This is a genomic window from Mycobacterium celatum (genome assembly GCF_002101595.1).
In the GTDB taxonomy this organism is placed as follows: domain Bacteria; phylum Actinomycetota; class Actinomycetes; order Mycobacteriales; family Mycobacteriaceae; genus Mycobacterium; species Mycobacterium celatum.
In genome coordinates this window covers 92,242-110,124 of sequence record NZ_LQOM01000035.1, presented here as the reverse complement: position 1 = coordinate 110,124, position 17,883 = coordinate 92,242, and the positions used below count along the sequence as shown (strand labels likewise).

Here is a 17,883-nt window from a genome sequence, read left to right as displayed (position 1 = left end):
CCGGGCGCTGCGGGTCGCCGCAACTCAAGCGTGATTGCCGGGCTCCGACATCGGGTAACCGGGTGCCGGAGCCGACCTCGAGGAGTGGGTAGTGGGCGACGTAAAGGAAATCGGCAAGCGCGCGCGTCGGGAGGCCGATGCTTACCGGGGCGACAACCCACGGCCGTTGGGTGGATACCTGGTCGTGCTGTTCGTATACGGCACGGTAGTAGCCGTGACGGCGCTCGTCGCCTCGCTCACCGGGCGCAAGCTGCCCGATCGGTGGCGGACTCAAGACCTTCTCACGGTGACCTGCGGGACCCACAAGCTGTCACGTTCGTTGACCAAGGACGCGGTGACCAGCCCGCTGCGGGCACCGTTGGCCGAGTATGCCGGGACCGGCGGACCCGCCGAGGTGCAGGAGGAAACCCGGCAGGACAGCCAACTGCGCCACAGCCTGGGCGAGCTGCTGACCTGCCCGTTCTGCCTGGACATGTGGGTGGCCACTGCATTTGTCATCGGCCTGATCTTTGCGCCCCGGTTCACCCGTCTGGTGGCGGGCTGTTTCACCGCACTGGCAGGCGCCGACTTCTTGCAGCTCGCGTACGCGATGGCGCAGCAGTCCGCGCAGGGTTGAGAAAACAAGGAGGATTCATGCCCAAGACGACGAAGGGCGGCAAAGCCAAGAAGAGCGAGCTGCCCAGCACACTTCAGCGCTCGAGCGCCAACGCCCAGCGAACGTTCGCCAAAGCGCACGATGCGGCCGCCGAAGAGTACGGCAGCGAGCAGCGGGCCCACCGGGTGGCCTATTCCGCGCTCAAGCGCAGTTTCGAAAAGGTCGGCGACCACTGGGAGCCGAAGAAAAAGAAGGGCCCGTCGGACAAGCGTGCGGAGCGTGGTGGCCTGCGCAACCCGATCCCCTCGGCGGAGGGCGTCGACGCCAACGCCAGCAAGAAGCATCTGCTCGACGTCGCGCGCCGGCTCGACGTTCCGGGACGCTCCACGATGAACAAGGCCGAGTTGGTCGACGCGATCAAGAAGGCCAACCGTCGTGCCCGGGCCCGGTGACCGGTTTGCTGCGCTGACCGAAATCCTGCTGTGGTGGGTGATCACCGCCCTGGTCTAGCTGGCGACGCTGACGTCGTCACCGCCGCCGAAACGGCGGTGGCCGTGGCGTGCGCACTGCCCTGCGCTGTCGCGGCACGGTCTGCCGCGACGGGCTAACCGGGGGGCACTGGCGGTTCCGCGGCGCATGTCGACCACGCCCTGCTCACCCTCGATGAGTGAACGCCTGTACCTCTAGCTGGCAAAACCAGCTAAGTGCTTGAGCATCGGTATTGTGGTGGTACGGTCACTTTCAGTGAACATCCGTGCTCATTAGATTGAGCGCGTGGTGTCAGCGGGTGAGCGACGCCTTGTCCCGCTAGTTGAGACTCGTGGTCTTGATCGGGAGGCAATGACGTGGGAGTAGCTGTTCTTGCCGAAGCGCCGGCGCGTGGTGCCGGGCTGAACCAGGTGATCGGTCTGTCGATCGCCGCGGCAGTGGTAGCCGCATCGATGCTGTGGACCGGGTATGCGCACCGCACGCACCGGATCAGCTGGCTTGCTCGCGCCGCCGACTGGATGGGCCGCAAGTTCGACAACCCGTCGTGGGTGGCGTTGCCGGTTTTGGTGTTCACGACGTCGATCATCTGTGCGCTGTTTGGGTTCATCTGGTGTGTCAGCTGGCACATCGGCAATGGCCGCGATCCCGGTCACCCCCGCAAGCGGCGACCACCCGGGGCCGTGCCGGATAACCAAAACCGCTGCTCAATCTGTTGCTACCGTGGGCTATGGGCGAACACTTCGACGTCGTAATCGTGGGAGCCGGCATTTCGGGGATAAGTGCCGCCTGGCATCTGCAGGAGCGCTGTCCCACCAAGAGCTACGCCATCCTGGAGAAGCGGCCGGACATGGGCGGCACCTGGAACCTATTCAAGTATCCGGGCATCCGTTCCGACTCAGATATGTACACCTTGGGCTTCCGTTTCCGCCCGTGGACCGGCAGCCAGGCCATCGCGGGCGGCCAGTCGATCCTGGAGTACATCAAGGACACCGCGGCCACGTATGGCATTGACAAGCACATCCGGTTCAACCACAAGGTTGTCGGCGCCGACTGGTCGAGCGCGGAGAGCCGCTGGAGCGTGCGCGTCGAGACGCGGGGGCAGGAAACCACGATCAGTTGCTCGTTCCTGTTTTTGTGCAGCGGCTACTACAACTACGAGCAGGGTTACTCGCCAACCTTTCCCGGCGCGGAGGACTTCACCGGCCCGATCATCCACCCGCAGCACTGGCCCGAGGACTTGGACTACACCGGCAAGAACATCATCGTCATCGGGAGCGGCTCTACCTCGGTGACTTTGGTTCCCGCACTTGCTAATTCGGGCGCTAAGCATGTCACGATGCTGCAGCGCTCGCCGGGCTACATCATCTCGCAGCCCGAGCGTGACCCAATCGCCGCCGGGCTCAACCGGTTACTGCCCGACGGCAAGGCCTACACCATCGTCCGGTGGAAGAACGTGGTCCTGCAGGTGGCGCTGTATCAGCTGTGCCGGCGGTTCCCGCAGCGGATGCGGAAGATCTTGATGGGGCTTGTCGAACGCCAGCTACCCGAAGGCTATGAGGTCGAAAAGCACTTCAGCCCCCGCTACGACCCGTGGGACCAACGGCTGTGTGTCGTGCCCAACGGCGACCTGTTCCGCGCCATTCGGCACGGGAAAGTCGAGGTGGTCACCGACACCATCGACCGGTTCACCCGGACCGGCATCAAGCTCAGCTCGGGCCGTGAACTGACCGCTGACATCATTGTCACCGCAACGGGTCTCGACCTGCAGCTCTTCGGTGGCGCCACCGGCACGGTCGACGGGCAGGAGGTGGACCTGACCCAGACGATGGCCTACAAGGGCATGATGCTCTCGGGCCTGCCCAACCTGGCCTACACGGTCGGCTACACGAACATAGGGTGGACGCTCAAGGCCGATCTGGTGTCGGAGTTCGTCTGCCGCATCTTGAATTACATGGACGCCAACGGTTACGACGTCGTCGTGCCCGAGGATCCGGCCCCGGACGTCGAGGAGCGGCCGTTCCTGGAGTTCACCCCGGGCTATGTGCTGCGCAAACTCGACGAGCTGCCCAAGCAGGGCTCACGCAAGCCGTGGCGGCTGAACCAGAACTATCTGCTCGACGTGCAGTTGATCAGGCGCGGCAAGGTCGACGACGAGGGGTTGCGGTTCGCCAAAAAGCCTGTCTCCCTGGCAGCTTAGCTGTCACACGTCGATCGTCGCGCGGCAGCGCCACTCGTTGCCGATGTGCCGGAACTCCAGTCCGGAAAGAGCAACCGCCTTCGGCGACGCGCCGATCGGTGTGACCTCGTCTATCGACGCCACCGACACGGTCAACCGGAAGGTTTGCGCACCGATGTCGACGTCGGCGCGCAGCGGGACAACTCCTTGCGTGTCAACCAGATAGATCAGCTGGTCGAGCGCCGCCACCAGCCGGTCCTCGTCGTCGTCAGCGGCCATTTCCAGGGTTACGGTGTCGACGGGGGTCGCATCGGAGAGGTCGACGAAGCTGGCCGCCAACCCGACAACCGCCTCGGCCAGGCATGCCTCGCGTGTGGGTCCCCACGCCTCGATCGTCACATCGGCCGGATGCGGCACCGTTCGATGCCCGCTGCCGGCCACGGTCAGCCTTTCACCACGCCCAGCGGCACCAGTCGGGCAACCGTGCGGCACAGACCGGCCTGTTCGGCCACGGCAACGACCTCGCAGACGTCCTTGTAGGCCGACGGCGCTTCCTCGACCAGCCCGCGGGCAGACGCGCCCCTGACCTGAATTCCCTGCTGCCGCTCGAGTTGGTCCCGCAGGGCCTTCGGCGACACCGAGCGGGCCGCCTGATGACGACTCAGCCGCCGGCCGGCGCCGTGACATGTCGAATGAAACGCAGCGCCGCCCCGCACCCCGGCCAGCACATACGACGACGTCCCCATCGAGCCGGGAATCAGCACCGGCTGCCCGACGTCAGCCAAATCCGTTGGCAAATCAGGATGTCCGGGGGGCAACGCCCTGGTCGCACCCTTGCGGTGAACACAGAGCTCGAGCGTGTGGCCGACGACCTCATGCCGCTCGATGCGGGCCAGGTTGTGCGAGATGTCGTAGACCAGTTCCAGCTTCGTCCCGGTGATCGACCTGAACACATCGCTTGCCGACGATCCGAGGAGCTGCCGGTTGGCCCGAGCGTAATTGGCCGCAGCCGACATCGCCGCCAGGTAACGCCGCCCGTCGCCGGAATCGATTGGTGCGCAGGCTAACTGGCGATCCGGAACGCGAACGCCGTGTCGGGCCATGCTGCGGTCGATGGCACGCACCTCGTCCGTGCAGATCTGGTGCCCGAGGCCACGCGAGCCGCAGTGGATCATCACGCAAACCTGCCCGACGCGCAGCCCGAACGCCTTGGCAACCGGCTCGTCGAACAGCTCGGCCACCGCCTGAACTTCCAGGAAGTGGTTTCCCGAGCCGAGGCTGCCGAGCTGGCGCATTCCCCGTGCGCGCGCCTGCTCGCTCACCGCGCCGGCGTCGGCGTCGTCGAACGCGCCGCCGTCTTCGCAGCGGTCCAAGTCGAGCGCAGAGCCGCCACGGTGCTCGACCACATGGCGCGCACCGCCGCGAAGCACGGCGTCCAGTTCACTGCCGCTCACATCCGGCCACACCGCCCCTGGTCCCGCACCCCGGGGGATCCGCTTGCTCAACGCGTCCATCAGCTTGCCGGCCACCGGGCCGAAGTCCTGCCGGTCGAGGTCGGCGGCCAGCAGCCGAACACCGCACGAGATGTCGAATCCGACTCCGCCGGGCGAGATCACGCCGCCGTCGCGCACATCGGTGGCCGCCACGCCACCGATCGGAAACCCGTATCCCAGGTGGATGTCCGGCATCGCGTACGACGCCTCGACGATGCCCGGGAGGGTCGCGACGTTCGCCACTTGTTGTAGCAGCGGGTCCAGGTTGGTCTCGGGCAGCAGCGAGCGCGAGGCGAAGATCACTCCGGGCACCAACATGGCGCCGGATCGGTCAATTCGGAAGCGAAACGGTGTTTCCGCTATCAGCGCTGACGGTGAGATCCGCATACCCCATCCTGCGCTTCTTCCGCGGTATGTGGTTCTCGTAGCCGCGAAAAATGGGGTAACCAGGGCCCATGACCCCGATGCAGCTCGCGGCCCTGCTCGCGTTGAGTTCTGCGCTGTGCGTGGCGATCGGCGACGTAGTGCAGCAACGAGCGGCGCACCGGATCAGTGACAGACCGGTCGGCCACATCGAATTGCTGGCGAAGCTGCTGCGCGATGGCCGCTGGTGGTTGGGCGCCCTGGTGCTGATCGCAAGCATCGGGTTACAGGCGGCCGCGCTGGGTCAGGGTTCGGTGCTGTTGGTCCTGCCGCTGCTGACGTGTTCGCTGCTGTTCGCGCTGCCGATCAACGCGCGACTGTCGCGGCGCGCGGTCACCGGCCAGGAGTGGTTCTGGGCCGGCCTGCTGACTGCTGCGGTGGCGGTGATCGTCACCGTCGGTCACCCGCAGGCCGGTCGTTCCAGCGCATCGCTGCACACCTGGGCCGCTGTGGCCGTCGTGTTGGGGCCGCTGCTGGCCGGATGCGTGGTGGTCGGCCGCATCCGGGGTGGCGCCGTGGCCGCAGTGTTGTTCGCCTTCGTGTCGGGCTCGCTCTGGGGGGTTTTCGCGGTGCTCACCAAGGAGGTGGTCGCTCGGCTCGGCGACGGCGGATGGGCGCTGGTGTGGGCACCTGAGTTGTATGCCTGCCTCCTGGCCGTGCTGGGGGGTCTGGTGTGGAGCCAGTCGGCCTTTCGGGCCGGGCCGCTGACCGCGTCGATGCCGACGCTGCAGGTGTCGCAGCCGGTGGTGGCCGCAGTGCTGGGTGTCGTCGTTCTGGGTGAAACGCTCAACACCGGTCCCGCCGGGATGGTCGGTCTGACGCTCGCAGCCCTGGCGATGATGACCGCCATCGTCCAGCTCGCGCGCGTGGAGGCCATCGCCGCGCGTATGGGCGCCGAGGAGAGATCCCGGCGGCGCCTGCAGCTGACGCACGTGACCCGCTAACTGCCCTCCGTCACCGCGGAAGCCGGCTCCTGATCGAGATCTTCCGCGGGCGTCGGCGCCTCGGTCACCCAATGTCGGCGCGCCACTTTGGCGGCCGCGGCTTCGCCGGGCGCGAACCGTTCGTGCAGCCACGCCAACGGTTTCGGCGCCCACCAACTCCACGGACCGAACAGGTGCATGAAGGCCGGCACCAGGACCATTCGCACCAGGGTGGCGTCGGCCAGCACCGCAAGAGTCAGCCCGAGGCCGAGCATGCGGATGAACGACACGTGTGCCGGAATCAACGCGGCGAATGAAATCGACATCACCAGTGCGGCGGCGGTGACCACCCGGGCGATGCCGGCGATGCCCAACGCCGTGCTCTCGTCGTTGGCGGCGCGCGCATCGGCCGCACCCGGCGGCAATCCCCGGGCGGCTCCGGAGGCCAGCCAGTACTCGCGGATCCGCGAGACCAAGAACACCTCGTAGTCCATGGACAGCCCAAATGCTATGCAGAACAACAACACCGGGATGTTGGCATTCAATGTTCCCGTCGGGGTGGTCCCCAGTGCGCCCAGATGACCGGCCTGGAAGATCCACACCATGGCGCCGAACGCGGCCGTCAGCGACAACACGTTGCACACCAGCGCCTCCAGCGGCAGTACCACGCTGCCGGTGAGCAAGAACAACAGCGCGAAGGTGATGACGGCGATCAGCAACAGCACCGTCGGCAATCGCTTGGTCAGCGCGTCGACGCTGTCGCGGTTGGTCTGGGCCAGCCCGGCTATCTGCACCGACCGCCCGCCCGGTCCGGCGACCTCGTGCAGCCGATCGAGTTGAGAGTTCGAGGCGTGCGAGAAAAGCGGCGCGGTGCTGGCGACCGTCAAGAATGCGCTGCCGTGCGCGACGCCGGTTGGCGCGCCGGGAGGGCCCACCCGGCGTCCGCTCACAAACGTGGCAGTCGGCGCCGTCACCGCCGGCACGTCCGGCACGCGCGACAGCTCGGCGCCGTAGCGTTCCAGGTTGGCGAGGCTTACCCCACGGGCGTCGGGGACCACGACGAACAGCGACGTGCCCAGGTCGACGGCGAAATCGTGATCCAGCATGTCGGCGACTTGACGCGACGGCGCCGACGGCGGCAGCACGCGTTCGTCGGGAAAACCCCAGCGCACCCCCAAAAACGGGAGCCCCAGCAACAGCAGTAGAGCGACGACGCTCAGTCCGACCGGGACGGCGTGGCGCAACACGAATCTCGTTGAGCGGTACCAAAACATCGGGTTGACCGGTTTGCGCGCGTAGTCGGGCCGCGCGGGCAGCAGTCGCCGCACCAGCAGACGCACGTCGAGCGCGTCCAGCCGAGGACCCAGCAGCACGATGACCGCCGGGGTCACGACGACGGCCGCTATCGCGACAATGACTGCCGTGGCGACCACGGTGTAGCCGGCCGATTTCAAGAAGTACATCGGAAACACCATCAGCACCGCCATCGACAACGCGACAGTGGTCGCAGAGAACAGCACGGTGCGCCCGGCGGTTGCCATGGTGCGAAACAACGCCTGTTCACGGCTGCTGCTCTGCACCAGCTCCTGGCGGTAGCGGCTGATGATCAGCAGGGTGTAGTCGATGGCCAGCGCGAGACCCATTGCGATGCTCAGATCCAGCGCGTACGTAGACACGTCGGTGGCGAAGCTGATGAGCCGCAACACCGACATGGTGCCGACAATGGCCAGTCCGCCCAAGGCAATTGGCAGTGCGGCCGCCACCAGACCGCCGAATACCCAGACCAGTACCGCGAAGCTCAGCGGAATCGCGATCGCCTCCATCATCAGCAGGTCGCGCTCGTTCTGCTGGTTCACCTCCGCGTACGCCACAGCCATGCCGCCTGCGCGCACGGTGACGCCGTCGCGGTCGTGCACCAGTTGTGCGGAAAGCGTTTTGGCGTACTTCTGCGCGTCGTTTTCTCCGCCCTTGAGGTTGGCGACAATCAGTCCGGACTTGTTGTCCTTGCTGATCAACCGTGCGGCGGCCTGCGGCGGCGACGTCCACGCCGACGACACGTTGAGCACCCACGGCGACCGTTTCAGCTGGTCGACGATGTCGGTGCCGACGCGGCGCGCCTGATCGCTGCGGGCGCCGGCGGGTGCGGTGATCACGATCATCATCTTCTGATCGGTTTGGTCGAACTTGTCCCGGAGCAGCTCGGTTGCCCGCGCCGACTCCGACGTCGGGTCTTGAAAACCCCCGGCCGACAAGCTGTTGACCACCGGGACCCCGAACACGGCGGCCGCCAGCACCACCACGACGGCGACCCCGATGATGCGTCGCGGCGCCGCGATGGCCAGTCGGGTGATTGCGTGCAGCATCTCGGCGTCCTCCCGCGGTCGATTTCCCGGCCCCTACCGCTATACCCGATCCGGGCTGCCGGACCACGCATGGCCCGGTGTCATCGTGGTTGGCCGCGTCGCCGGGTGGGTACGCAGACCGAAGCTGCACCCTTAAGAGGCCTCGACCAGTAAGGCGAGCTGAAACTCCATGGATGACACGATCAGAATTCGATTTGCCAACGACGACGACTTGGATGCGGTCTACGAGAACCAGGCCCGGGTATACGGCAATTCTGTGGAGCCGCGGGATATCGAGGCCTGGAAACGCAAGGTCAAACCCGAGGACATTCTGGTCGCCGAGGATATCTCCGATCCGGAGCACCCTTTCCTGGTCGGTACCTCTCTGTACTACCGGCTGCGGCTCACCGTGCCGGGTGGTGCCAGCCTCGAGGCCGCATGGCTGGCGATGATCACGGTCGCGGCAACACATCAGCGAAGGGGAATTTGGCAGCAGGTCAGCTTCCAGGGCTTCGCAATACTTCAAGACCGTGGTTATCCGATCCTGTGCGGTGTTCCGACCCGGCCGCCAGTTTACGAAATCTTGGGCGCCGGCGTGGCAAGTTATGCCCGGACGTACCAAATCGATCCGCATTCAACAAGACTGCGGGCTGCGCCCACGCAAAACCCGGCCCGGGAGGTTCGTGCCGCCCAGGCGGAAAGCCACTTACCCGAGATTTATGACCGATGGTGCGCCAAAACACCCGGGGCCCTGAGCCGGGACAGCGCGTGGTGGGCCGACTTTTTGGAAGACCGAGTGACGCAGCGCGACAACGGATCGTCGCTCAATTTCGTCATCCATCCCGACGGCTTCCTGACGTACCGCGTGGTTGGTGCACCGGCGCATGCCTTTCGGCCACCTTTCGGCTCTGTGGTGATCCAAGATTTCTGCCCTGTCACGGACGAAGCCCACACCGAGCTTCTTGCGACGTTGTCGGGCTTGGAGATGTTCGACAGTATCGAGATCGAGGTCCCGGTCGACGATCCGCTTCCGCTCAAATTCCAAGACCAGGCCGCCGCCCAGACGACATGCCTGGGTGATTTCCTTTGGCTGAGGATCATGAATGTGCCCGAGGCGCTCGGGGCACGCGTGTACTCCGCCGACGTCGACGTGGTGCTGGACGTCATGGATCCGCTGGGCGTCGCCGGGGGACAGTTCTTGCTGCAGACCCGTGACGGCGTCGGCAAATGCGTCCCGCATGAAGGATCGCCGGACATCCGAATCGGGCTGGGGGAACTGGGAACAATCTACATGGGTGCGCATCGCGCCTCGGAGTTGCATCGAGCGAATCGCATCACCGAGCTGAATGTTGGTGCGCTACATGACCTCGATGCGGCCTTTTGTACCGAGCGTGCACCGTATTGCGGCACGCTCTTTTGATGTGCTAGCCGCTCAGCGCCGGACGCTCGTAGTGTGCAGGGTGTCCGGAAACCACGTGGCGGGCGATGTGGACGGCGTGGTCGGAGAAGTGCTCGTATAGGCAGCCCGCAAGGGCAACGTCGACGTCGGCAGTGCCGGCCCGGCCCTTGTCGATGAGCCCCGTCAGCAGCCGGCGGTGCAACTCCTTGACGACGGCATGGTCATGCAGCGCGTGCGCGGGCGTTCGTCGGTCTCCGGACAGCAACGCTTCCTGGGCTGTTCGGGCTTGTGCCACCGCCAATGCGCTCATGTCGGCGATCGGGCCGACCACTTCGTCGGGCACCGCGTGGCCTGAGCGGCGGCGGCGTGCGATCTCGGCAACCCGCACCGCCAATTCGCCCATGCGTTCCGCATCGGTGGTGATGTGGAGCGCGCTGACGACCGAGCGCAGGTCGGCGGCCATCCGCGCTTGCGAGGTAAGCAAAAGGAACGCGGTTTCCTCCGCGCTGGAACCCATCGCCGAAATGTCCTCGTGACGCAGGATGACACCGTCGGCCACGCCCGCGTCGGTCTGTAGCAAGGCGAGCGTGGCATCGTTCATTGCCTGCCCGGCCATGACACACATCTGTGCGAGCTGTGCGGTTAGTCCCGACAGCTCGTACTGGAACCGGCTTTTCATGATTATGAATCAGCTTGCGGCGCAACGGCTAAACCACTCGCCACGGTTTGTTACCGAACTGGGACACGAACCGCTTCGACGCGCGCATCAGTTCCGGGAAGCTCAAATAGCTTCCTGGTATTGACTTTTCGGCTTAGGCCGCTCGGGCAGGTGAGCCGGCCGGTAGCTGCCCTCAACTCACTCGCCAAAGCCTCCAGCCGACGTGCCCGGCGCCAGCCCGGTGGAGTTTGCGCCGACGCGACTGGCGGCGAACGCCGCGCCCTGGTCGATGATTGCGCCGTCGTCGGCGTAGGCGTTGTGCGCGGCGAAATTCATGCCGTCCGAGCAGACCGGGTCCTCGGGGGCGCAGACCTTGATGGTCTTGCTCTGATAGGCCGGGCCGATGACGACCGGCGGCTCGCCGAGGAAGTTCATGGCCCGGACATTGGGCATTCCGAACAGCACGACGGCGGCGACGTGGTCGGCGATGCTGGGGTCCAGCGGTTTCGGGACGGTCGCCGGGTCTACCCCGTCTGGTATTGCCGCCGAGGTGACGAAGCCCGTCACCGCCGCGCCCTGGGAATAGCCGCCGAGCACCATCTTGGTGTTGGGGCAGGTCCGTGCCGTGGAAACGACGTGAGCACCTTCGTCGCGAATGCCCTCGAGGCCGGTCTCCCATTGGTCGCTGGCCGGGTAGTTGACCGGATAGACGTCGAACGAGCGTGGGCCGACCCGGTTGTGCAGGTCGTCGACGAACGCCTGCCCGGTGGGGCCCACGCCAGGCTCTTCGCCCGTTCCCCGGGCGAAGACCACTTCTACGTCGGGGCACGGTTGGGCAGACGCGGATGGGGCGGCAGCAAGGCCGGCAAGGACGGAAGCGCCGAGGCCGCCTGCGGCGATCGCCGCGGGACCAAGGAAACGAATGATGTTGTGATGTGCGATCATGCCGCATAGGTGCCCATGCAAGCGCCCGCCCAAACTGAAATTTTTTTGGCAATTTATTGAGGGCTTGAATCCAGCTCTGAAACGGCCCGTTTGACGCGACACATCGCGGCGATTCATCGGCGGCAGAAGCGGTAGAAACAGCGCTGCGATGGGTACTCCCAGAACCTCCGGGTCGGTGGATCCAGGGTGCGCAGACAAAAGGTGACGGGATGGCAGGGCGGGCCGCCGAATGGCTGTCCCAGCGCGCCACCGCGGTACCGAGATGACTTGGCCGGGCGGCCGAGAACCCAATTGGGAATCCCCCTGAATGGAAAGGAGCGGGGATGAACGGGAACAAGGAGCGCTGGATACGTCGACTACTGGTTGCCGGCGTCGCGGTCGCCGCACTGCCGGGGCTCGCCGGTGTCGGGAGCGTGCCGCGCGCACGGGCGGCTGCGCCGGAATTTCTGCAGGTGCCCTCGGCGAGTATGGGTCATAACATCACCGTCGAATTCCAAAGCGGCGGAGCGCCGGCGGTCTACCTGCTCGACGGCTTGCGGGCTCGTGAGGACCGCAGCGGGTGGGACATCGAAACCAACGCATTCAACGACTACGCCGGTTCCGGTATATCGGTGGTGGCGCCGGTAGGCGGGCACTCGAGCTTCTATTCCGATTGGTATGGGTCGGCGAACGGCCAAACCTACAAGTGGGAAACCTTTTTGACCAGTGAGCTGCCCGGCTATCTGTCGGGCAAAGGCGTCCGGTCGAACCGCAACGCGGTGGTGGGGGTGTCCATGTCCGGGTCGTCCGCGTTGATCCTGGCGGCCTACCACCCGGGGCAATTCGCCTATGCCGGCTCGCTGTCGGCGCTGTTGAACCCCTCCAGCGGCAATGGGCCCAGCCTGATCAAGCTCGCGATGAACGACGAGGGCGGCTTCAACCCCGAGGACATGTGGGGACCAGTCGGCGGCCCGGGCTGGCAGCGCAACGATCCCACTGTGCAGGCCGGACGATTGGCAGGCAACAATACCCGGCTGTGGATCTACAGCGGCAACGGCACACCGTCGGAAGCCATCGGTCAGGGCAGTTTGCCGGGCCAGGTGATCGAGCAAATCATTCTGCAGAGCAATGTCACCTTCCGGGACGCCTACACCGGCGCCGGCGGTCACAACGCGACGTTCAACATCGACAGCAACGGCGTGCACAGTTGGGGTTACTGGGGTGCCCAGTTGGCAGCCATGAAGCCGGACATGCAAAGCACGCTGGGAGCCGGAGCAGGAGCTGCCTGACGCCGCACGTAAAGCGTTGGTGGCCACACTTTTTCGCCGTCGATGTGTCGGCAGTCAAGCTGGTGCTTACCGCTCCTGGATGCCCAACGCGGCTTCGGTGGTCGGATACATCGGCAGTAGCCAGCGCAGCCCACAAGCCGCCACGATTCGCGCGACGATCGGGTCCTGGCTGACCAGGCACAGGTTCAGGCCGCGGCGCCGGCAGCGTTCCGCCTCGCGGGCCAGCGCCGTGTATGCGCAGCAGCCCATGAAGTCGAGGTCGCGAACATCGACCACGACCCGACCGGGCACGGTGGCGAGCGCGACCATCTCGGCCAGTAGGTATCTCCAGTCGCCTTCGTTGCTCGCGTCTACTTCACCCGCAACCGAGATGATCACCGCCCGGCCGCGCTGCGACGTGGTGGCATTCAGCGCGCCGGGCGGCGCAGCGGGTTGGGAAAGGGACCGCGGGCGCGAATTAGCCCGGGAGCGAGAAACTTTGATTGTCGCAGAGCTCATCGACGCACTCCTACCGTGCGCCACGTGGACGCCTCCGATGGATGCCGGCCCTACGCTTCTGAAGACAGGGGATACTCATTAGTAACCCCGACGGGCCACCATGTCCAGGCTTTTCTGGGAATTGTCCGAAAGAAATGCAGCCTATGGATGGTGGGTGGGCGCCGTGATGCTGCCGATCGGGGGAGCCCCCTGCCTCGCTTTCCTCAGCAGGTATCCGTAGCCGTTGGCGCGCAAGCTGCACCTCAACGAAATAGTCGCCTTATGATCCGTCAACCACTCGGTGATTACCGGCCACTGCTTGGCGACCGGCTCATGCTCGACGTGGAGTAGTCGGAGTAGCTCCGCCGCCGTCGCCGGCTCCGTCAGTGCAGTGGTGCCGCCGTGTGTCGCAGACGCCGTTCCCATTGCCGTACCTCTCAGTCAGCCGGAAGCGGTGGGCCACCGACTGGGCGTTGACCACCTGCGCGCTGGTGCCCGGGCGCAGTTACGTCCATGGTCGCCGCCTACCCACAATTGAACAGCTCGAAACAGACTTTCGCTGATTTTCTGCGAACTTTTCCGGCGGGGCCGCCAGAGGCGCTCGTCAGTGGCTCTGCTCCCGCGCGCCCGGCGGCATGACCAGCCGATCGATCGGCGCAATCGCTGTGACCTCCGTGTCTTGGTAGGGCCGCCCGTCCGGCTGGAGCAGGTCGTGAAACCACACCTTCGGCATCGCCGTGTAGGGGTGCTCCCACGAGTCCCACGGGAAGTAGGTCTGGGTCTTGCCGGCCACCAGACCCCAGTTGAGCGCTGCGACGTTGTACCGCTTCGCGATTGGCACGATTCCCTCGATGGTGCTGCCCAGTGGCCGGGCCAGGTACTCGGTACACAGAATCGGTCGCCCGAATGACAGCAGCTCGGCGATCCGCGCCTCGAACGCTGCCGGCCGGCCATAGTTATGGAACGAGATGACGTCCGAATTGCCGAGTTGGACGTCCGCAATGACGCTGCGCCGCAAGGGATCTCCCCAGACGCCACGCCACACCCCACTTGTCAACGGCTGACTCGGGTCGACAGAACGTGCCCACCGGAACACCTGGGGAAGCAGGCCTGCGACGAGTTCCTGCTTGTCTTTTCGCTCGAACTGACGGTACACGCGGGAGGGATTGTCGGGTTCGTTCCACAGATCCCAGCCCAAAACGCGGTCATCGCCGCGGAACTGGGCCAACACGCCCGTGACATATTCCCGGAGGACGCGGACGTATGCGGGGTCACCGAGGTGCTCGGCGCCCGGGCTCTGCACCCAGCGGGAGTTGTGGACCCCGGGCCGCGGTGCGGCTTGCTCGCCCGGTTTGGGGAGCGGATCCCAGCACGAGTCGAACAACACGAACAGCGGTTTGATGCCGTGGCGCGCCGCAATCCCGACGAACTGCGCGAGACGTCGTTGGAAGCCGCGGTAATCCTGGACCCACAGCAGATCGTGCAGGAAGACCCGCACACAGTTGAACCCGAGCAACCGGGCCCAGCCCAACTCGATATCGATGCGGCGCGGGTCGAAGGTTTCGGCCTGGAACATCTCGAGTTGGTTGACCGCATTGGAGGTGATGTAGTTGGCGCCCACCAGCCAGCCTTGCGCTCGATACCACTGGTGCGCACGGTCGGCCGGCCACCGGCCCGGTTCCTCCGCGCTGGCACGCGGTATTTGGGCCAGTGCTGCGCCTGCGACAAGCACCACCGGCAGCTTCAGGACCGTCCGACGACGCATGAGCCGCCTAACCGCGGGCTGACATTATGTTCTTAAGGAGCGGCGGGAGTCACTCCACCCGCACAACACCAGTCTACACCAATCCCACTGCCCCCAAACGGGTTTGGGTGTCGGCGCAGGAGTCGAATCGCCGTTGCCGGCGGCCTGTTACGGGGCCGCCGGACCGGCGGTCGGGACGTCCGGGTCGTCGTCGGCCGGCGGCTCGGGGTCGCGCCATTCCTCGGCGCGACTGGGACGGTTCCCTTGTGACGTCCCGCGCAGCTCATGTTTGAGCTGGTCATCCTCACGGGGGTTGTGTTTGGCGCTTTCTCGTCCCATTAGCCCGGATTTTGCATCGAATTGATGCGGAGTCGGTTCTATCGCTGGATTGTGTTGGTGGGTAGTGGTTTTGGTGTGTTGGCGTGGTTGAGTGGTCCCGTGTCGCCGGGTGGGGCGGGCTTTCCTGGGGCCGGTGGGTCTTTCAGGGTTGGTGGGTCGGGTGATCGGCTGGTTATCCAAAGGCGGTGCGCAGGTGTTGCCAGGCGGCCGCGATCTGTGATGCCCACCGCCAGGTGGCGTCGAGGCGTAGCCGTAGTTGGCGGGCGCCGCGGGTGATGCGGGCTGCGACGTGCAGGACTCGGTAGCGGAAGGTGGTGATCTCGACGCGGGCCAGGCCGGGATGGCTGGTGAATCCGATGAGCCGTGCCCAGGTGACCAGGTCGGCTGCGGCCAGGATGATTTCGAGCCAGGCGGCGTTGGCGTCAAAGGCGTGACACGGCAGGTTACGCAGGCCGGTGGCTTTGAGTTCGCGGATGCGGTCCTCGATGCGGGCGTGCTGACGGTGCCGTAGCTCCAGACCGGCGACTTGCCCGGGCACTAGACCGGCCGGGGTGTCGGTGATGAAGGCAGTGACCCGCATGCCGTCGGCGTCGGTGAACCGCAACTGTGCGCCCGGGTGGGGGCGTTCCTTACGCAGGATCAGTCTCGTGCCGGCCGGCCACGATGACAGGTTGACCAGGTCGGTGGCCTCGGCAACCCACGCGCCGTCGCGGATAGCGCCGTCGGTGTCGATCGCCGGATACCAGGCAGAACCGAGGTTGAGGGTGTCCACCGCGTCTTGCACCCGCCAATCGACGGGATATCCGAAGGAGAACCCCACCCCCGCGGAGCGGCAGGCCGTCGCGAAATCATGGGTCGCCCCGGCGGTGTCGCAGCGCACCAGCACCTGGGCCGCGTCAGGATCGTCGGGGTCGGGCCGCCACGCCGCGGGCAGCGACGCCAGCGCCTGAGCCAGGACGGTGACGTGGTCTGCGGCGGTGTTGGAGCCGGCGTTGCCGGCGCGCAGCAGCCCGGCCAGCGCTTCCCCGCCGGCGATCCCCGGTCGGTCCAGAAACGCCAGCAGCGGATGAAGACCGAAGGTCTTCTTCCAGGTAGCCCCCGCCTTCTCCTTATTATCGGAGTGATCGATCACCAGGGTGGCGTCGATGTCGATGTGCAACCAGCCACCCGGTGCGGGAGCGGCTCCGGCGGCCCACGCCGCCGCTCGCGCCACAGCCCGGGCGGCACGCACCCGCGGCAGGTGCGCGGCGTCGATCCGCTCATCAACCAGCCGCCACATCGTGGTCGTCGAGGCTTTCGCACCGAACACATGCTCACGGTCGCCGCACAGTTGTCCGACTGCGTCGATGCAGTCCGCCCCGTCGGCGACCGCGACAGCCAGATCAGCGAAGACATCCCCGGGCGCATACACCCACGGGCCGCGATAGGTGTCTGCCAACGCGGCGGTGACCTGCGCCGATAACCCGGTCCGGTCGGCGAGCTCACGCACCATGGCCATCCCGGCATGCGACACGACACCATGGCCGTCGGCGGACACTTTCATCCGCGATGCCACCGCGATATTCTTCACCTGCGAAGTGCCTTCCCGTCAGGATCTTTGAACCGTAGAGAAGTCCAATTATCCCTTGCAGGACAGGCACTTTCGCTTATCTACACCCCGACACTCACAACATTCCGCGAAAAATCCGGGTTAGCCTGGCTCCTTCAACGGGTCGTGGCCGATCGCCATCAGCCGATGACGCCAATTCTCTTGGCCCGCTTTTAATTCCAGTTCTTCGCTGCGCTGCGCATGCACCAGCTCGACTGCCTTGCGCATCGTCTCCTCCCCGTCGCGCATCCGTCACTGATATCGAGCCAGAAGTCGGCTACCCGGGGACAAGCGGCTAATCACCGATGCAGGCGTTTACACGGCAGTAGAGGCGTGTTTGCCGCCGTGCGCCCACATGGTGTTTGAGGTCGGTGCGTGTGGGTATGCGGCGATTGCGGGCGGCGGCTACCAGGTGAAGTGGCCGTCGCATCGAGACCGAAATCTGAAACGACGCGAACGAAAGGGGTCAGCGTGAATTTCACCTCGACGACTGTGAAAACGGGAATTGGTGCCGCCGCCATAGCGGCAGCCGGAGTCTTGGGCATGGGTACGGCGGCGGCCGCGCCTCCCACCGTCCAGTCCTTGGGCACCAGCGAAGCGCTGTTCGACGGCCCGCTGGTCACCAACTACACGGTGAGCAACCTGCAACCGAGCAACGCGACGATTCCCGGCTACATCCCGCAGGGCAAGCTTTACCAGGCCGACGTCACCGTACGCTCGGACAGCGGCACCATCACGCCGCTGATCTCGGACTTCAACGCCCGTGCCGCCGACGGGACGACCTACCGGGTGATCGACACAGTGCCGGTTCCGAACGGTGTCCCGCCGGCGCCGTTGAATCAGGGTCAGCAGGTCAACGGTGAGATGTACTTCGACGTCACCGGTCCGCCGCCCAACGGTGTTGTCTACAACGACGGAACAGAGGACGTTCTGATCTGGACGACACCGTCCAACGTCACCCATCCCTGACCGGTTATCGGCGAACTCCCCGCGTCATCCCCGACGCGGGGAGTTTGTATTCAAG

At 65.6% G+C, this 17,883-nt stretch carries 17 protein-coding genes and 1 pseudogene; 8 read left to right on the top strand and 10 right to left on the bottom strand.

The window, feature by feature from the left end; all coding sequences use genetic code 11:
- Positions 1 to 91 precede the first annotated feature (91 nt).
- The 4 genes and pseudogenes from AWB95_RS15880 to AWB95_RS15865 all read left to right on the top strand — a co-directional run bounded on the left by AWB95_RS15880 (position 92) and on the right by AWB95_RS15865 (position 3,281).
- The gene (locus AWB95_RS15880) at positions 92 to 616 is read left to right on the top strand and encodes a DUF1360 domain-containing protein (protein WP_062539726.1); all 525 of its coding nucleotides are present in this window, start codon (positions 92 to 94) and stop codon (positions 614 to 616) included.
- 17 nt (positions 617 to 633) lie between these two features.
- Positions 634 to 1,047, top strand: coding sequence for a ChaB family protein (locus AWB95_RS15875; RefSeq protein ID WP_062539725.1), 414 nt, complete (start codon positions 634 to 636; stop codon positions 1,045 to 1,047).
- 438 nt (positions 1,048 to 1,485) lie between these two features.
- A pseudogene (locus tag AWB95_RS15870) lies at positions 1,486 to 1,734 on the top strand (hypothetical protein); the annotation flags it as partial.
- A 77-nt stretch (positions 1,735 to 1,811) separates the two neighbouring features.
- Complete coding sequence (locus AWB95_RS15865) at positions 1,812 to 3,281, top strand: flavin-containing monooxygenase (protein ID WP_062539723.1); 1,470 nt, start codon at positions 1,812 to 1,814, stop codon at positions 3,279 to 3,281.
- A 3-nt stretch (positions 3,282 to 3,284) separates the two neighbouring features.
- Here AWB95_RS15865 and AWB95_RS15860 read toward each other — a convergent pair whose 3' ends face one another.
- Together AWB95_RS15860 and AWB95_RS15855 are read right to left on the bottom strand one after the other, a co-directional pair.
- On the bottom strand, positions 3,285 to 3,677 hold the full coding sequence (locus AWB95_RS15860) for an archease (RefSeq protein WP_238600910.1): 393 nt from the start codon (positions 3,675 to 3,677) through the stop codon (positions 3,285 to 3,287).
- A 26-nt stretch (positions 3,678 to 3,703) separates the two neighbouring features.
- Entirely contained in the window at positions 3,704 to 5,140 is a 1,437-nt protein-coding gene (locus AWB95_RS15855; RefSeq protein ID WP_062539722.1) for an RtcB family protein, read from the bottom strand.
- Positions 5,141 to 5,208: 68 nt separating this feature from the next.
- Here AWB95_RS15855 and AWB95_RS15850 point away from each other — a divergent pair, with 68 nt between their 5' ends.
- On the top strand, positions 5,209 to 6,120 hold the full coding sequence (locus AWB95_RS15850; RefSeq protein ID WP_062539721.1) for a DMT family transporter: 912 nt from the start codon (positions 5,209 to 5,211) through the stop codon (positions 6,118 to 6,120).
- On the opposite strand, the gene AWB95_RS15845 is transcribed toward AWB95_RS15850, so the two are convergent.
- Entirely contained in the window at positions 6,117 to 8,462 is a 2,346-nt protein-coding gene (locus AWB95_RS15845; protein WP_062539720.1) for an MMPL family transporter, read from the bottom strand. The genes AWB95_RS15850 and AWB95_RS15845 overlap by 4 nt on opposite strands.
- 169 nt (positions 8,463 to 8,631) lie before the next feature.
- Between AWB95_RS15845 and AWB95_RS15840 the strand changes: the two genes are divergently transcribed.
- A complete protein-coding gene (locus tag AWB95_RS15840; RefSeq protein ID WP_062539719.1) occupies positions 8,632 to 9,861 on the top strand; it encodes a GNAT family N-acetyltransferase in 1,230 nt (409 codons plus the stop codon).
- A gap of 4 nt (positions 9,862 to 9,865) precedes the next feature.
- Here the strand turns inward: AWB95_RS15840 and AWB95_RS15835 are convergent, their stop codons facing one another.
- Positions 9,866 to 10,519, bottom strand: coding sequence for a phosphate signaling complex PhoU family protein (locus AWB95_RS15835; RefSeq protein WP_062539718.1), 654 nt, complete (start codon positions 10,517 to 10,519; stop codon positions 9,866 to 9,868).
- A gap of 177 nt (positions 10,520 to 10,696) precedes the next feature.
- Positions 10,697 to 11,443 carry a cutinase family protein gene (locus AWB95_RS15830; RefSeq protein WP_062539717.1) on the bottom strand — a complete coding sequence of 249 codons (747 nt, stop codon included), beginning with the start codon at positions 11,441 to 11,443 and terminating at the stop codon, positions 10,697 to 10,699.
- A gap of 323 nt (positions 11,444 to 11,766) precedes the next feature.
- On the opposite strand from AWB95_RS15830, the gene AWB95_RS15825 reads away from it, so the two are divergent.
- A complete protein-coding gene (locus AWB95_RS15825) occupies positions 11,767 to 12,711 on the top strand; it encodes an esterase family protein (protein ID WP_062539716.1) in 945 nt (314 codons plus the stop codon).
- A gap of 66 nt (positions 12,712 to 12,777) precedes the next feature.
- Here AWB95_RS15825 and AWB95_RS15820 read toward each other — a convergent pair whose 3' ends face one another.
- The 5 genes from AWB95_RS15820 to AWB95_RS23960 form a co-directional block, all read right to left on the bottom strand.
- A complete protein-coding gene (locus AWB95_RS15820; RefSeq protein WP_084707084.1) occupies positions 12,778 to 13,209 on the bottom strand; it encodes an anti-sigma factor antagonist in 432 nt (143 codons plus the stop codon).
- A gap of 583 nt (positions 13,210 to 13,792) precedes the next feature.
- Positions 13,793 to 14,953: a glycoside hydrolase 5 family protein gene (locus AWB95_RS15810; protein WP_085168388.1), complete on the bottom strand. Its 1,161-nt coding sequence runs from the start codon at positions 14,951 to 14,953 to the stop codon at positions 13,793 to 13,795.
- A 147-nt stretch (positions 14,954 to 15,100) separates the two neighbouring features.
- Positions 15,101 to 15,271 carry a hypothetical protein gene (locus AWB95_RS23310; protein ID WP_169714688.1) on the bottom strand — a complete coding sequence of 57 codons (171 nt, stop codon included), beginning with the start codon at positions 15,269 to 15,271 and terminating at the stop codon, positions 15,101 to 15,103.
- Between the two features lie 172 nt (positions 15,272 to 15,443).
- Positions 15,444 to 16,841: an IS1380 family transposase gene (locus tag AWB95_RS15805; RefSeq protein ID WP_085168387.1), complete on the bottom strand. Its 1,398-nt coding sequence runs from the start codon at positions 16,839 to 16,841 to the stop codon at positions 15,444 to 15,446.
- 120 nt (positions 16,842 to 16,961) lie between these two features.
- Entirely contained in the window at positions 16,962 to 17,087 is a 126-nt protein-coding gene (locus AWB95_RS23960) for a hypothetical protein (protein ID WP_282957122.1), read from the bottom strand.
- Positions 17,088 to 17,330: 243 nt separating this feature from the next.
- On the opposite strand from AWB95_RS23960, the gene AWB95_RS15800 reads away from it, so the two are divergent.
- The gene (locus AWB95_RS15800) at positions 17,331 to 17,828 is read left to right on the top strand and encodes an MPT63 family protein (protein WP_062541435.1); all 498 of its coding nucleotides are present in this window, start codon (positions 17,331 to 17,333) and stop codon (positions 17,826 to 17,828) included.
- The last annotated feature ends 55 nt before the right edge of the window (positions 17,829 to 17,883 follow it).

Coding starts and splice junctions, on each gene's coding strand:
- AWB95_RS15875 (WP_062539725.1), top strand. CDS start 634: ATGCCCAAGACGACGAAGGGCGGCAAAGCCAAGAAGAGCGAGCTGCCC.
- AWB95_RS15865 (WP_062539723.1), top strand. CDS start 1,812: ATGGGCGAACACTTCGACGTCGTAATCGTGGGAGCCGGCATTTCGGGG.
- AWB95_RS15855 (WP_062539722.1), bottom strand. CDS start 5,140: ATGCGGATCTCACCGTCAGCGCTGATAGCGGAAACACCGTTTCGCTTC.
- AWB95_RS15850 (WP_062539721.1), top strand. CDS start 5,209: ATGACCCCGATGCAGCTCGCGGCCCTGCTCGCGTTGAGTTCTGCGCTG.
- AWB95_RS15845 (WP_062539720.1), bottom strand. CDS start 8,462: ATGCTGCACGCAATCACCCGACTGGCCATCGCGGCGCCGCGACGCATC.
- AWB95_RS15840 (WP_062539719.1), top strand. CDS start 8,632: ATGGATGACACGATCAGAATTCGATTTGCCAACGACGACGACTTGGAT.
- AWB95_RS15835 (WP_062539718.1), bottom strand. CDS start 10,519: ATGAAAAGCCGGTTCCAGTACGAGCTGTCGGGACTAACCGCACAGCTC.
- AWB95_RS15830 (WP_062539717.1), bottom strand. CDS start 11,443: ATGATCGCACATCACAACATCATTCGTTTCCTTGGTCCCGCGGCGATC.
- AWB95_RS15825 (WP_062539716.1), top strand. CDS start 11,767: ATGAACGGGAACAAGGAGCGCTGGATACGTCGACTACTGGTTGCCGGC.
- AWB95_RS15820 (WP_084707084.1), bottom strand. CDS start 13,209: ATGAGCTCTGCGACAATCAAAGTTTCTCGCTCCCGGGCTAATTCGCGC.
- AWB95_RS15810 (WP_085168388.1), bottom strand. CDS start 14,953: ATGCGTCGTCGGACGGTCCTGAAGCTGCCGGTGGTGCTTGTCGCAGGC.
- AWB95_RS23310 (WP_169714688.1), bottom strand. CDS start 15,271: ATGGGACGAGAAAGCGCCAAACACAACCCCCGTGAGGATGACCAGCTC.
- AWB95_RS23960 (WP_282957122.1), bottom strand. CDS start 17,087: ATGCGCAAGGCAGTCGAGCTGGTGCATGCGCAGCGCAGCGAAGAACTG.